This window comes from Aeribacillus sp. FSL K6-3256 (genome assembly GCF_037965805.1).
GTDB lineage: Bacteria > Bacillota > Bacilli > Bacillales > Aeribacillaceae > Aeribacillus > Aeribacillus composti.
On sequence record NZ_CP150188.1, the window covers coordinates 3,554,603 to 3,567,888 of the forward strand.

The 13,286-nt window shown below is 34.7% G+C and carries 11 protein-coding genes and 2 pseudogenes; 2 read left to right on the forward strand and 11 right to left on the reverse strand.

Features of this window, described 5'->3' with window-relative positions; genetic code table 11:
- Positions 1–5: 5 nt before the first annotated feature.
- Positions 6–1,022 (reverse strand): UDP-N-acetylglucosamine 4,6-dehydratase family protein, encoded by a 1,017-nt coding sequence (locus tag NSQ84_RS17060; protein WP_327873914.1) that lies wholly within the window; start codon positions 1,020–1,022, stop codon positions 6–8.
- Positions 1,023–1,721: 699 nt separating this feature from the next.
- On the opposite strand from NSQ84_RS17060, the pseudogene NSQ84_RS17065 reads away from it, so the two are divergent.
- Both NSQ84_RS17065 and NSQ84_RS17070 read left to right on the forward strand, forming a co-directional pair.
- Positions 1,722–1,796 (forward strand): annotated as a pseudogene (locus NSQ84_RS17065) (DNA-binding protein); the annotation flags it as partial.
- Positions 1,797–1,998: 202 nt separating this feature from the next.
- A complete protein-coding gene (locus NSQ84_RS17070; protein WP_327873915.1) occupies positions 1,999–2,097 on the forward strand; it encodes a hypothetical protein in 99 nt (32 codons plus the stop codon).
- A gap of 167 nt (positions 2,098–2,264) precedes the next feature.
- Here NSQ84_RS17070 and NSQ84_RS17075 read toward each other — a convergent pair whose 3' ends face one another.
- The 10 genes and pseudogenes from NSQ84_RS17075 to galU form a co-directional block, all read right to left on the reverse strand.
- Positions 2,265–3,674, reverse strand: a complete 1,410-nt coding sequence (locus NSQ84_RS17075; RefSeq protein ID WP_327873908.1) for a hypothetical protein — start codon at positions 3,672–3,674, stop codon at positions 2,265–2,267.
- Positions 3,675–4,202: 528 nt separating this feature from the next.
- Positions 4,203–4,418: a hypothetical protein gene (locus tag NSQ84_RS17080; RefSeq protein WP_327873909.1), complete on the reverse strand. Its 216-nt coding sequence runs from the start codon at positions 4,416–4,418 to the stop codon at positions 4,203–4,205.
- A 550-nt stretch (positions 4,419–4,968) separates the two neighbouring features.
- On the reverse strand, positions 4,969–6,105 hold the full coding sequence (locus tag NSQ84_RS17085; RefSeq protein ID WP_327873910.1) for an IS110 family transposase: 1,137 nt from the start codon (positions 6,103–6,105) through the stop codon (positions 4,969–4,971).
- A gap of 273 nt (positions 6,106–6,378) precedes the next feature.
- The gene (locus NSQ84_RS17090) at positions 6,379–7,707 is read right to left on the reverse strand and encodes a hypothetical protein (protein ID WP_327873911.1); all 1,329 of its coding nucleotides are present in this window, start codon (positions 7,705–7,707) and stop codon (positions 6,379–6,381) included.
- 99 nt (positions 7,708–7,806) lie between these two features.
- Positions 7,807–8,684, reverse strand: a pseudogene (locus NSQ84_RS17095) (IS982 family transposase).
- A gap of 190 nt (positions 8,685–8,874) precedes the next feature.
- Positions 8,875–10,119, reverse strand: a complete 1,245-nt coding sequence (locus tag NSQ84_RS17100) for a hypothetical protein (protein ID WP_327873912.1) — start codon at positions 10,117–10,119, stop codon at positions 8,875–8,877.
- A gap of 72 nt (positions 10,120–10,191) precedes the next feature.
- A complete protein-coding gene (locus NSQ84_RS17105; protein ID WP_339212140.1) occupies positions 10,192–10,794 on the reverse strand; it encodes a phosphoribosyltransferase in 603 nt (200 codons plus the stop codon).
- Positions 10,715–11,467: a PHP domain-containing protein gene (locus NSQ84_RS17110; protein WP_339212141.1), complete on the reverse strand. Its 753-nt coding sequence runs from the start codon at positions 11,465–11,467 to the stop codon at positions 10,715–10,717. Before NSQ84_RS17110 ends, NSQ84_RS17105 begins: the two co-directional genes overlap by 80 nt.
- Positions 11,468–11,561: 94 nt before the next feature.
- Entirely contained in the window at positions 11,562–12,164 is a 603-nt protein-coding gene (locus NSQ84_RS17115) for a sugar transferase (RefSeq protein WP_339212806.1), read from the reverse strand.
- Between the two features lie 113 nt (positions 12,165–12,277).
- Positions 12,278–13,165, reverse strand: coding sequence for a UTP--glucose-1-phosphate uridylyltransferase GalU (gene galU, locus NSQ84_RS17120; RefSeq protein WP_327873993.1), 888 nt, complete (start codon positions 13,163–13,165; stop codon positions 12,278–12,280).
- Between the last annotated feature and the right edge of the window lie 121 nt (positions 13,166–13,286).

Below are 13,286 nucleotides of genomic sequence, written 5' to 3' on the forward strand. Positions count from 1 at the left end.
TATTTTTATCTAAAAGACAGCCCTTCCCGCTGTAATAATTCTAATATTGCGTTCTTATTTAATTTTGGCGCATTTAAGGAAGAATACTCCTCATACTTTGCTTTTACAAACCCAGCATATTCATAACTCTTAGCCCTGTCATTAATGTTTGAAGGAATTAAAAACATCTCATCATTGCATAACGCCCTTTCAGATTCATCCAGAGTCATAAGTTCTTCGTAAAGCTTTTCTCCTGGTCTAATTCCTATTTCTCTAATTCTTGGTTCGAATTTTATGCCATAAGCTTTCTCATAATCTTCTATCAATACTTCTGCTAAATCTAAAATATTCAAAGAAGGCATTTTTAATATAAACAACTCTCCACCCCGAGCATATTCCGCAGCTTTTAAAACTAAGTTTGCTGCCTGAGGAATAGACATCATAAATCTTGTCATTCTTCTATCTGTTAAAGTAATTGGTTTGCCACTCCTAATTTGTTCCTTAAATAAAGGTATAACAGAACCTCTTGAACCCATTACATTTCCAAATCTTACACAAGAAAAAACTGTTTTATGTGCACCTTTATAATAATCGGCTGCACTTATTAATTTCTCGGATAATAATTTTGTAGCCCCCATAGTATTCATTGGGTTAACTACTTTATCAGTGCTGATAGAAATAACTTTCTTAACTTCATTAGCAAGGGCTGCTTCAATTACATTTTGTACCCCTATAACATTCGTTTTGACTGCTTCAAACGGATTATACTCACACGCAGGAACATGCTTTAATGCCGCAGCATGAAATATATAGTCTACTCCTTCAGTTGCGTACAACAGCCTCTGTTTATCCCTTACATCACCTATCAAATATCTTATATTATCATACTCATGAAGTTCTTGTTGCATAAAAAACTGTTTACTCTCATCACGACTAAAAATTCTTATAGACTTCGGATTATGCAGTAATAATTGACGAACTATTTCGCTACCTATTGAACCTGTACCACCGGTAACTAGTACTGTACTATTTTCGAAAATCATCGTATCAATCCCAATCCTTTCAATCAATATTGTATCATTCACAAATAAGTTATTTTTTAAGCACTGATTAATTACCGATCGTAAAAACAAGCGGTCTGTAATCCATTAAAACATGAACTGCAAAGAACTTTTTCACCGAAGATGAACATCAGCAGGTACATCCATTTACCTTCAAAGTGCCTACATGTGAGAAAAGGTGTACATGTAACATTTTCAATCAGCAATTGAGTCCAACTAACTTTCGGAGAAAAGTTGTAAGACCAACATTAAATTAAGTGAATCTTATCATTTAATAAACACACCTGTTATCCTTACATTCTGTAAAACTTTAGATTAGCGGCTCCTCTCTCAATATCAAAATTACGGATATTGATCTCTTTGTTTACGGGTAAGAATTGTGGGACTCTAATTGTTTTTTTCTTAACATCGTTACTATATATCTTTATATAAATATAGTCTTTAATATAAATAACTCGTGGTGCTATATATAACTGACTAACTGTTTCGATTTGGTTTGATTATCGTTCTTTGTTCTTGTCCATACTATAGCTAGAATTCAGGAACGAAGGAGCGATAAAAACAATGGCACGTCTCACCATCACTCATACGCATGACCTCACCCCAACCGATTTACGGAAATTAGAGAAACAGCAAGATAATGTTTGCTTACGTATGTGCATCACGGCGGTTCGTCTCGTAATGGAAGACTACATAGGGAAAGAAGTCGCTGATTTGTGCAATCTTCATCGTCAATCCTTTGCCACCTACGTCAAAAAATTTAATGAAGGTGGGATAGATGCCTTATTAGAACGAAAATGTGGACCGGGACGCCCATGTTTTTTTACAGCCGAACAACAAAACGAACCCAAGCAAGTCATTTTAAACGAGTTCCCCTTCCGATCACAGATTGGGATGCGCTTCCTCATGGACCACTTCTATTATTCGGGAGTATGTGCACAACACGTATGGGGTCGAGATGAGCTGTACAGGCATTTTGCGCATGCTTTGGCGACTACGCTTAAGCTACACGCGCTCAACTTATGTGCTAGCCAAAGCCGATCCAGACCAACAATGAACGTTTGAAAGAGAACTCGACCTCATTAAAAAACTGTTGAATCCCGATACCGTACTTTTGTTCAAGATGAAACCCATGTCCATGCCTATCAGATCCTTCATGCCACATAGTCCGAAGTCGGCAAACAGAAACAAGTGTTTACGTATAGACACCATGCGAGCGTCACCTTATTGGCGCTTTGAACGCAATGGTGGGAGAAGCGCTACACCAAACCTCCTCTTCTTGTCATCTAACATTCTACTTATCGTAAACACTATAATAATCAGGATTAACGTCATTATGTTTGTAATTTGAAATATTCTATTTACTATTTGAAAGCCAATTTCAAAAGACATTTTGTATATTTTAGCAAACAAAACTAATAAGGGTGATGCTAGAAAAGTATGATTTCCTAATAATTTAAAAAATATAAAAGTTATTTTGTTATAAAAAAAGGCCCATAGTATAACATATAGTAAAACAATTATTATAGAACCGGAATAATATAACACTTGTGAATGCACACCAGTTGCAAATGGAGCATTAAGTTGTGCTCTTGCTAGAGCCATGTTTCGACCGGCAGCTATATCAATTAGCTTAAATTCCCCACTTTTAATCTTTTTTATATTATCAACATTCTCATTACTGTATCGAATATCCTCTATTATTTCATCAACTTTATTCTTATTTCTATACTCATCTCTATGTGAATAAAAGTACCACCAAAGTTGGTTTTGTTGTGCTAATCTATTGTAAAAGTATTGAGTTATATCATTTTCTACTTTATTCATCGAACTATTTACAAAGAGTATTCTATTAACAAATAAGATCAAAAGTACCATAATTCCAACTCGCAAAGTAACTTTTCTGATTTTTTTTATATTCATTTTCAGAAGGAACGGGAATATAAAATAAAGCGACATAAATAATATAGAAGAAAATTTCTGGCCAATCCAAAAGTAACTTAAAACAGATAGTAAAAATAACAGTATAAAGGTTGCATTTTTAGTTCTATAGAACATATATCCTAAATAAACGCTATAATACATTAAAATCACTTTAATATTTCCTAGCAAAGGATTGGCAGAAAATACTTCCTTTTCATATCCAAACTTCCCTACATTTACAACCCAAAAAGGTTTGTCAACTATATTTAAAATAAAATAACCTAAAAGAACTAAATAGACTATTAACATTAGCCTATCAATAAAATTTATATTTTTATTTGCAGGATCTTTCAATTCTAGACTATTAAATTTAATCCTTTCTTTTTTATAAAAAAAATATAAAAATTCGTTAGTTATAACAAAAATTAAAAATGCATATTTAAAAGAACCTGCATAAAAAGATATGGTTCCTAACTCATAAAGATACACATTTTGAGTTTCCAGTAAAAGCGTGCTTAGTAAATTTGATAATATTGAAAAAAACACAATAAAGTATATGATGAAATATCTTGTTTCAATTATAAAGTAATATGCTAAATACCCAATAAAAATTAATGTTGTAAAAACATATGTTGTGGAACTATTAGGAATAAAATTCAGAATTACTGCTACACACATTAATACTCTTATTATTAACTGTTTTAAAATCATAATACTCCTTCCCGAAATTGATATTGATTGTTTTTGTAATTAGTATTTAAGTTTTATTATTACATTTGATGGTATTGCAAAATTAAAGTAAAAACTCGAAGTTGTGCATAAGTCTACACAATTGAACATGCAGCTGATAGCGACGTAACCCATACCAACGAGATTACTCTAGGCCGTTGATCTTGAGCTGGTTGAATACTCGTTCGATGTTCACACGTAATCCCAACAACCTCTTCCCAAACCAAGTGTTCAAGAAATCGGGAATCACACGACCATAGGCATCTTTTCTCTCGCTCTTTTGGTTTCAAGGATTCAACTGGGGACACAAAAAAGATCCCGATGTTCTCGGCGGCGTTTCGGGCATTTTCGCTATCATAGGCCGCATCTCATAACGCAAATGGAATGTTCCAACCTTTTAAAGCCGAAAAGACCTCCGGATCTACAGCCGTGTCATGTCGGTTGGCTGTCGTGAAAACATGAGATAAAATAATTCCTTCTGTTGTGGTCCCTACATGAAGTTTATAGCCCTTAAACAAACCGATATCGAGTCGACATCCCCCATTTGGCTTGGGAATCATATAGACTACTTCTCAACGCCGTGCTGTCGATCAAGACAATAGAAGGCTGTTGAACGCCTAATCCGTGAACAGTTGGGCATGAAACTCCGAAAATCCTTGTTCTTGAAACCAAAAGAGAATCGATATCACCCATGTATGCATGTTCTTTGATCCAGCTGGAAACCATAATAGTGTCCGTCCCTTGGATTGTAATTTGTGTTCACTGACTGTATATAATTTCCAAAGGGGTGGATTTTTTATGTCCCTTTATGCACGCATTATGCGTTTTGCAACACGTTCGCATTTCACTACAAATTGTTAGTAGCAATGAGAAAATGTACAGGCAATGAAGCATATGCATCTATTTTTGTATAATTATAACTTGATATGGAGTGGCGGTCATGATGGGCTTTCCTGCCTGCAAAACGATATGGCTTGCTCTTTTGCATAGAATCATGAGCGCAGAGGCTCCATGTCAAGTAACGTGGTGTATGAGTTAATATTCAGTGAAACGGATACTCTTATTTGCCTTTGGTACATTTTTTAATTGCCAAAAACATGCTAACATCATCTCTATAAATTCCAACTTTTTTTCTGTGAAAATCAATGAAACATGGTCGAATCGGTATACCCCACGATCAAATTGGATACCCTGTTAATGACCAAAAACGGCAATAAGAAAGCAGAGCTACCTTATTTTTAGGTATCTCGTATAGTTCTTCGTCTTTTTGGTTATATTAATAGGTTGGCTGTTCTCGAAACGGTTCTTTTCGAGAAAGCATGCAGTAAATGATTGTAAGCATTCGGTGCGCCATCGCAACGAGTGCTTTTTTCTTTCCCCTGCGTGCCGCCAGTGACCAATATTTCGCTGCCAATCGTTGATTCCTGCATCGAGATAACGCCCACGCTGCCTCACATAACGCGGATTTGATATGGAGATTTCCCTTCGTCGTTCGGGTACTTTTCCGTTTCCCTGCACTTTCATGATTCCCTGGAGCCACTCCAGCCCATGAAGCGAGGTGTTGCGAAGTTGGAAACTGTCCCATATCGACCCCGATTTCAGCGATGATCACGGCAGCGGTTTCTTTTTTGACTCCCGGTATGGTCACAAGAAGCTCCATCTCTTGTTTGTAGGCTTGTAAGAGTTGGTCGATTCGCTCTTCGATTTCTCGAAGTAAGCTTTCCAACGATTCGATATGCTTCCAAGATTGGCGAATCATAAACAACTGATGCTCGGTCAATGTTCCAAAGAGAGAATCTTGAATTTGTTGTCTTTTTCCTTTCATTCTCCCATGAATGCAGGCATCAATCTCTGGTTCTTCGATATATCCTTGTTTCATTAGGCGTTCAAGTAGTTTTCGCCCAGATACACCAAATATGTCCGAAATGATAGAACTTAACTTGATATTCGAACACTCTAACACTTTTTGTATCCGATTTTTCTCAGCGGTCAATTGCCCAATCCACTTTTTCCGTAAACGGGTCAAATCTCGCAATTCCCGAATGTCCGCAGGCGGAACGAAACTCTTCTCGATCAGCCCATAACGCAATAATTTGGCGATCCATTCGGCATCGGAGACATCTGTCTTTCGACCGGGAACATTTTTGATGCGCTGGGCATTAGCGAGAGTAATGTCAAAATAGTCTTCCAAAATGTTGAACACGGGTTTCCAGTAAACACCGGTACTTTCCATCGCAATATGAGTGACCCCACGATCTTCTAACCATTTCAGAAGACGAAACAAATCTTTCGTGAAAGTAGGGAATGTTTCGATTTCCTTTTGAATGTGATCTTCTTCTCCAAGAAGGGCACAAACGACAATGGTTTCGGCATGGACATCTAATCCCGCACAACGATGATAAAGAACATCCATGATTCTTACTCCTTCCATTGATGAATTCGCAAACAGTGAGTCCACTTGTACGTTAGGCATTTTTCTGTTCGTAGTCACCTTTTCGCATGAAAAGGGCTCACAATGGGTGGAACACCAAATGGACTCAAACAGTTTTTTGCACAGGGTCGAACCACCATTAAAAAGCACGTCTTTCCAAACTGTTTGCGTTCATCCTCCATTATGGAAGGAGAGATGGATTTTCATGCCTGGGTGGGGAGTAAAATTTATTCATGGATGTTTTTTGTGTTAATTTCATAAAAAAGGCAATGAATCTATCTTTTTTTGTATCTCAATTATATCCTTATCGTCAAAGTAATCAGGCCCTTCTTTTAGAATGTACCCCCACCTAATATCTTTAGCGTTTTTAATTTTTGATTTAATAAAACTTGACTTTCTCGCTGCAAAATATAACATCTTTTTAAAAACAAACTTTACAAATATTTTTGTAAAACTGAATACATTTAATTTGTAACCAATGATGTATTTTTTTTCATTCGAAAGAAAATCCGAAATAATGTCCGCGATTTGTTTAGTAACTAATTTACCTTCAACAATATTAACCTCTTTATTAATATTTTCTAATAAAATCGGGTCTAATTCTAAATTATTACTTTTCAATACTGAAAAGAATTGGGTATAAGAGCTTATTTTATTTGTTGTATTTTTAAATATTGATACTTCTAAATCTTCACTTAATATTTGAGGTCTAATTAAATAATGCGGTTTATTTGCTACAGTGCTTTCAACTGCAGAAGTAGAGAAAAATGATACAGATAAATCACTATTGACTATCCAGTCTCTCAAAGAATAATCAGCGATAACTTTAAAACTATTATATTTTTTATTTAGTTGGCTTAACCTTTGATCTTCTAAGTCCTTGTTTGCATAACTAGGATGGGGCCTATATATAAACTCATAATCCTTATTTTCTGCCAAATAAGTCTCAATCCATTCCAAAAGCTTGTTATATGCCTCTACAGCAGGACCATAAATTCTTTTATAACCTACACCTCGAGATTCAAATAAATCTATGTCTTCTTGGGTTAAATGATGAATTCCATTCCCTATTACTAAACACCACTTTTTCTGTGGGTCTAAATTATACATCTTGGCTAGTTCTCTTTTCGAGATAGAAAAACCCAATAATTCTTTTTTGTAAAAGTCTAACCTTGGATTTCCCAGCTCGTATATTAACTCATCGGAACACCCATTTTCTAACAGTAATTGAGTGAACTTTTTTCCCCATGACAAATGATATACATTTTTTGCCTCCCCTTTTGGTAACATATACATTAAGTTTCTTTCGTTGGTAATTTGTTCTTGATGTAGATTAAATATTATTGTTTTATTTTTTGAAAAATAGTTAAATGCTTTAAAGAAATTCATTTCTATATCACTATATGCCCAAGGTGTAACTAGAATTTTAGGCCGATATTTAAAAACAAGCTCTTCTTTATTGAATTTCGTTGACTTAATTTCAACTGTATAACCTTTTTGCTCAAGATAATACTTTAGTAATACTGCCATTTCTAATTCTCTAACCACATGTTCTATAAGTATCAATACATCAATTTTTTTCATTGTTAACACCCGAATATTTTTTAGTTAATATAGGCGAACTTATTTTCTCCTTAATGCGTCCGAAAATATTTTAAAAATACCCGTGGTGCTAGTTGAGTCTTAACGCTCAACTAGCCTAAGAACAACAAGGGAGTAAGCCAGTAAAATACCATCCAGTGCCGTTTCAAATCCAGAAACCGAGTTCGCTCGAATCTCGGTGATCCGTACGAATCGACTAAAATCGAAAACACGGTTTCCACCACTTTGCGTTTTCGTTTCATCCATTGTTTCCATGCGTCTGATTGGCGAATTCGCTGATTTTTTCGAACTGGCGTCCAAAAAGCGACTCGGTGCTCTTCGTACAGCTTCTTTTGCAGCTTTTGGCTGATACACCCTTTGTCACCTAGGTTATACGGATGTGGAATTTGTGTCATGACGGTTTCAGCGGCCACCCGGTCGTGACAAGACGCTTCGGTGACGACATATCCCATCGGAAGCCCATGGTCGGTGGCCTGCAGATGAAGTTTCAACCCATAGAAAGCGGTCTTTTTGGAAGCACAATAGCCAATATCGGCGATTCCACGAAACCGTTTGACGCGATGCATTCGGGCTGAATGACACAGCTCGATCGGCAAGCTGTCCACCACCGCATACGCATGGTGTTGCCCGCGCTTGGCCAGCTGGTGCCGCATCCATTTGATCGCAAAGCCAAGCGCTCGGCAGCGACGGTTGTACCGAGAACGTTCAGGGAACAAGGCCTTGGGAAACAAATTCCCGATCACAAACCGGTGCCAAGCCCGTTCGGAAGTGAAGCCCAACAACTTTCCAAGGACATGGATGGTGATGATGACTTCGTCTTCCTGTTTCAACAAATGACGATTTCGGCGTTGAAGATGAATCTGGATACTCGATAGTTGAGCCGATACAAAGAACAAAATCGCTTCATATTGTTTTTGAAGTTTGGCCTGATCTGTTGTAAAATGAAAGTGCTCTTGCATGGGAACTTCTCCTTTTGATGTTTGGTTGCACTTTCATTTTAAGGAGATCCTCATGCAAGGGCTATTTTTATGCTTGTCTGATTTTATATAGCACCACGGGTTTTAAAAATGAGATTTTTTTAATTTCGAAGCTAAAGATAAATTATTTTTTATTGATTCTTGAAGATCAAGAAGTTCATATTAACGATTCTTATATTAAAGCGTGTTTACGGCAATTGTATACGTTTAGTAACAAAATTAATAAACTCCAAAATACATAGCCAAGAGAGATCCCTAAAAGAGCATTTTTTACACTTTTCAGACCAACGTATAATGCTATAAATGCTATAAATACAGAAATAAAGTTTATCTTTATTGTTATCGAATCAATTCTATTCACATAGATTAATATACCTAAATATGTTGATGAAGTGTATAAAAATCCTCCTACACACATAATGTAGAAACATATAATATTTTCTATATAACTTACATCTTTTATAAAAAAATATATTAATAATGTACCAAAAAAAAGAATCAACAATGTTCCCAATATTAAAGAAATAATAAAAGTCTTTTTATATTTTTCTTTTATAAATATATATGCCTCAGAATTTAAATCACATTTATTTAGCTTCGGTAAATAAAAAGAACTAACTCCATAATATAATAATAAATAAAGTATACTAACTATACTTTGATAAAAGGTATAAACTCCCGCTTCTACTAACATATCTTGACGTTCCAAAATAAATCTACCCATTAATTCAGAGGCTTTTATACTTAATGTACTTAACAAAATCAACATTGTAAGTTTTATACCCCGTGAAATAAGGCTATAATCTAACAATGCTATATACTTTTTAAGTTCTTTAATATTAATGCTGAAGTACTTAGTCAAAAATATAATATTAACAATTGCTCCGGTTAGTGCAAAGACAGAGTAAATTAGAAAAATATTATTCAAACTTATGACAAAACCTAAAAGCCAGATAATAAAAATGGGGATTGTCCATAAACTTTGTGTAATAATTGAGAGAATACTGGCTGTCAATTGTTTGTTTATAAAAATTAAGATTCTTGATGTTTCTTGAGTTAAATGTAAAGAAAGTACAATTATAGAAATTTCTAGACCTAAACTATATTTAATTTGAAATACCGTATAGATAATTGGAATAAAAATTATATAAATGATTACATATAAAAAGAATTGATTTATAATTACTTTTAAGTCGTTTTGATCTTTAATTAATCTATTAGAGTAATACCAATATTCAAAACCCAAAAAAAATACAATTAATGTAATGTAAGCGAATAATGTTCCTATGATACCTATACTTTCAACCGTTAAATATCTCGCAGCAATTATTAAAAATATTCCTTTAAGAAAAATATTCAATAACCTTAAAAAAACGTTCATCAAATTAACATACTTACTGTTGTTTAATAAAAACATAGTTTAAATCCCCACCATCACTATCAATACCGATGTCTTTTATCTTCTATAAGCAATTCTAGCCCTTTAAATTCATATCATACCACTTTGCTTTGCTTTAGAATATAATTTTTTAAAATCATTATATTCTTTCGAATCCTTTGACCAAGGACCTACCATAATATGATTTCTATATATACTGTAATGTACTTTAAAAACCTTTTCGCTTTCCTCGAAATAATTTAGACTAGCAAATCTCACTGTTTTCTCTCCAAAATTTCTTATAATATATTCACAAACTTGTTTTGCTGTATGTCCCGTATCTACCGAATCGTCTACTACTAAAATATTCTCTGCATCTTGAAGTTTATCTTTTCCCTTTTCTAGATAAACTCTACGTTCAGAATTTTTATTATGAACTCCTGATTGCAACTCTTTCTTTCTTAAGTAATTTTTTACACTTTTAGGAATCAACTTTAATACAGGGCTAACTAAATTTTTTAATTTGTTTCCTTCTCTAACAGCATGTATTTCAATTAATGGAACTTCAAAGTATTTACTTATTACATCTCCAATGATATAAGAACCTTTTGCTATGAAAACAACTACATCCGGCTTAAAATCTTGACTTATTTTCTGTGCCAGCTGCTTGCTTGCTTCTTCTGTATCTTTTATTGATAATTCTAAATATCTCATTAAATTGACCCTTTCTTATCAATTTAATTATCCGAACAAATTTTGTAACTTGATGAGATATTTGGATACAATTTTTCTTTACATAACTCGCATATTTCAGAGACTCAAGAAAATCATTTTTATCAACAAATTCTTCCATCTCATTATAGTTTCTACCTAACTCAAAAAACGTATGTGCATCACTACCGATACTTTGTATCTTTTTATACTTGGTTGCAATCTCTAATTGTTTATGCGAAAAATAATCTTTTATGTTTCGTCCATTATGCACTTCAATTATATCTATTAAATCTAAATTTTTAGCTATTTCTTCCTCCGGCAAAACAGTTTTATATCTTTTTTCATCATAGGGATGTGGGATGTAAACCACCCCACCTTGTTTTTTTATTTCAAGCATTGTCTCTCTTGGAGATTTACCAGGGGCTATTTTTTCTTTTAAAAATAAGCCTATAATTTCTCCTTTACTCGAAAAAATTTCTTCACCAACTATAACTCTTATTCCAAATCGTTCTAAAAACTTTTTAAATTTTATCGCCCCTTCTATTTCATTATGATCCGTAATACCTACTACTTTAATTCGCTTTAGCTTTAACATTAGTAAATAAAACCACTTATTTAGTAGACTGTCATGTGAATATTGAGTGTGAGTATGAAGTTCCACTCTAATTTTCATCTAATAATACACCCTTAAAAAATTATTATTTATTCTTTCTATTGTTACAAGCAGAATTTACATTTTAGGTAATAAACTTAATTTCTCACATAAGTTAATAAGCACCTTTTTTAAGCAAGACCATCCAAACAGTCTTTAAAATTATTTTTATATCTAAAAGTAATGACTGATTATATACATAGTAAAGTTCCAAGTTTACTCTTTCAGGATATCCTATTTCACTTCTACCACTTACTTGCCAATATCCAGTAAGGCCAGGCTTCACAGATAAGAACTCGCCTACCTTAACTCCATATTCTTTTAATTCTTCTTGGACAACTGGTCTCGGTCCAACCAAACTCATTTCCCCTTTTAATACATTAATCAGTTGAGGAATTTCATCAAGGCTCGTTTTGCGTAAGAATCGTCCTAAATTTGTAATTCTTGGATCTTCATGTGGTTCTAACTTATAATTGTTTCTTAAATATTTTTCATAAAGTTCTTTATCTGCTTTCAGTTTCTCATCTGCTTTAACAATCATGGAGCGGAATTTGTAGATATAAAATTTTTCTCCGTGTTTCCCGACACGAATTTGTTTGAAGAAAATCGGTCCTTTCGAGTCACCGAATAAATAGAAGATGCTAATAATAAAAAAAAGCGGACTTGTTAAAATAAGTCCAATGATTGCTCCGACAATATCCATTGTTCTTTTTGTAATAGCGTATAGTTTAGATGTATCTTCTAAACTTTGAAAGGAAGTGTATTCTACACTGTGATTAGAAGCAAACACTTTTTGTACAGAATTCGACTTCGACAACTCCCCGTCCCCCTTTATTTCTCTTCTACTTTCATATCGCTTAATATTTTCTCCATGAATTGAATAAGATCTTCTCTTAACTCCTGATTCTGCAATGCAAATTCAATAGTCGTCTGTATAAAACCTACTTTCTCCCCGACATCATACCGTTTTCCTTCGAAGTTGTAGGCAAAGACACGTTGGATTTCATTTAGTTTTTGGATGGCATCAGTCAACTGGATTTCGCCGCCGGCTCCAATTTTTTGTTCTTCTAAAAATTGAAAAATTTCAGGCGTTAATATGTACCGACCCATAATGGCGAGATTGGATGGCGCTGTTCCTTTTGCCGGTTTTTCTACGAAATTTTTGACTTCGTATCGGCGGCCCGTTTGTTCGAGCGGCTCGATGATGCCGTAGCGGTGTGTTTCTTCTTCAGGAACAGGCTGTACGCCGATGATCGATGCTCCCGTTTTTCCATATTCGTCCATCAGCTGTTTTAAGCAAGGCTTGTCCGCCTGCACGATGTCATCTCCAAGAAGCACCGCAAACGGTTCGTCGCCGATAAATTTCCGAGCGCACCAGACGGCATGTCCAAGCCCTTTTGGTTCTTTTTGCCGTATGTAATGAATATCTACTTTGGAAGATTGGCGCACTTTTTCCAGGAGATCAAATTTTTCTTTTTCCACTAAATTTTGTTCAAGCTCAAAGTTGTTGTCAAAATGGTCTTCGATCGCTCTTTTTCCTTTTCCGGTGACGATGATGATGTCCTCAATTCCGGATTCGATCGCTTCCTCTACTATGTATTGAATCGTCGGTTTATCAACGATCGGCAGCATTTCTTTCGGCATCGCTTTCGTTGCGGGCAAAAATCTTGTTCCGAGCCCCGCAGCTGGTATGATGGCTTTCCTCACTTTTTTCAATATACTCACTCACTTCCCTTTGTACTTTTTGTTTATACGGACCTACGTATAATCTATTCATCAATAGAGCATACGTAGATTCATATCGGTTTTGAAAACAATAACCACTTTTTGTTTCTAGTTC

Coding starts and splice junctions, on each gene's coding strand:
- NSQ84_RS17060 (WP_327873914.1), bottom strand. CDS start 1,022: ATGATTTTCGAAAATAGTACAGTACTAGTTACCGGTGGTACAGGTTCA.
- NSQ84_RS17070 (WP_327873915.1), top strand. CDS start 1,999: ATGAGCTGTACAGGCATTTTGCGCATGCTTTGGCGACTACGCTTAAGC.
- NSQ84_RS17075 (WP_327873908.1), bottom strand. CDS start 3,674: ATGATTTTAAAACAGTTAATAATAAGAGTATTAATGTGTGTAGCAGTA.
- NSQ84_RS17080 (WP_327873909.1), bottom strand. CDS start 4,418: ATGGTTTCCAGCTGGATCAAAGAACATGCATACATGGGTGATATCGAT.
- NSQ84_RS17085 (WP_327873910.1), bottom strand. CDS start 6,105: ATGGATGTTCTTTATCATCGTTGTGCGGGATTAGATGTCCATGCCGAA.
- NSQ84_RS17090 (WP_327873911.1), bottom strand. CDS start 7,707: ATGAAAAAAATTGATGTATTGATACTTATAGAACATGTGGTTAGAGAA.
- NSQ84_RS17100 (WP_327873912.1), bottom strand. CDS start 10,119: ATGTTTTTATTAAACAACAGTAAGTATGTTAATTTGATGAACGTTTTT.
- NSQ84_RS17105 (WP_339212140.1), bottom strand. CDS start 10,794: ATGAGATATTTAGAATTATCAATAAAAGATACAGAAGAAGCAAGCAAG.
- NSQ84_RS17110 (WP_339212141.1), bottom strand. CDS start 11,467: ATGAAAATTAGAGTGGAACTTCATACTCACACTCAATATTCACATGAC.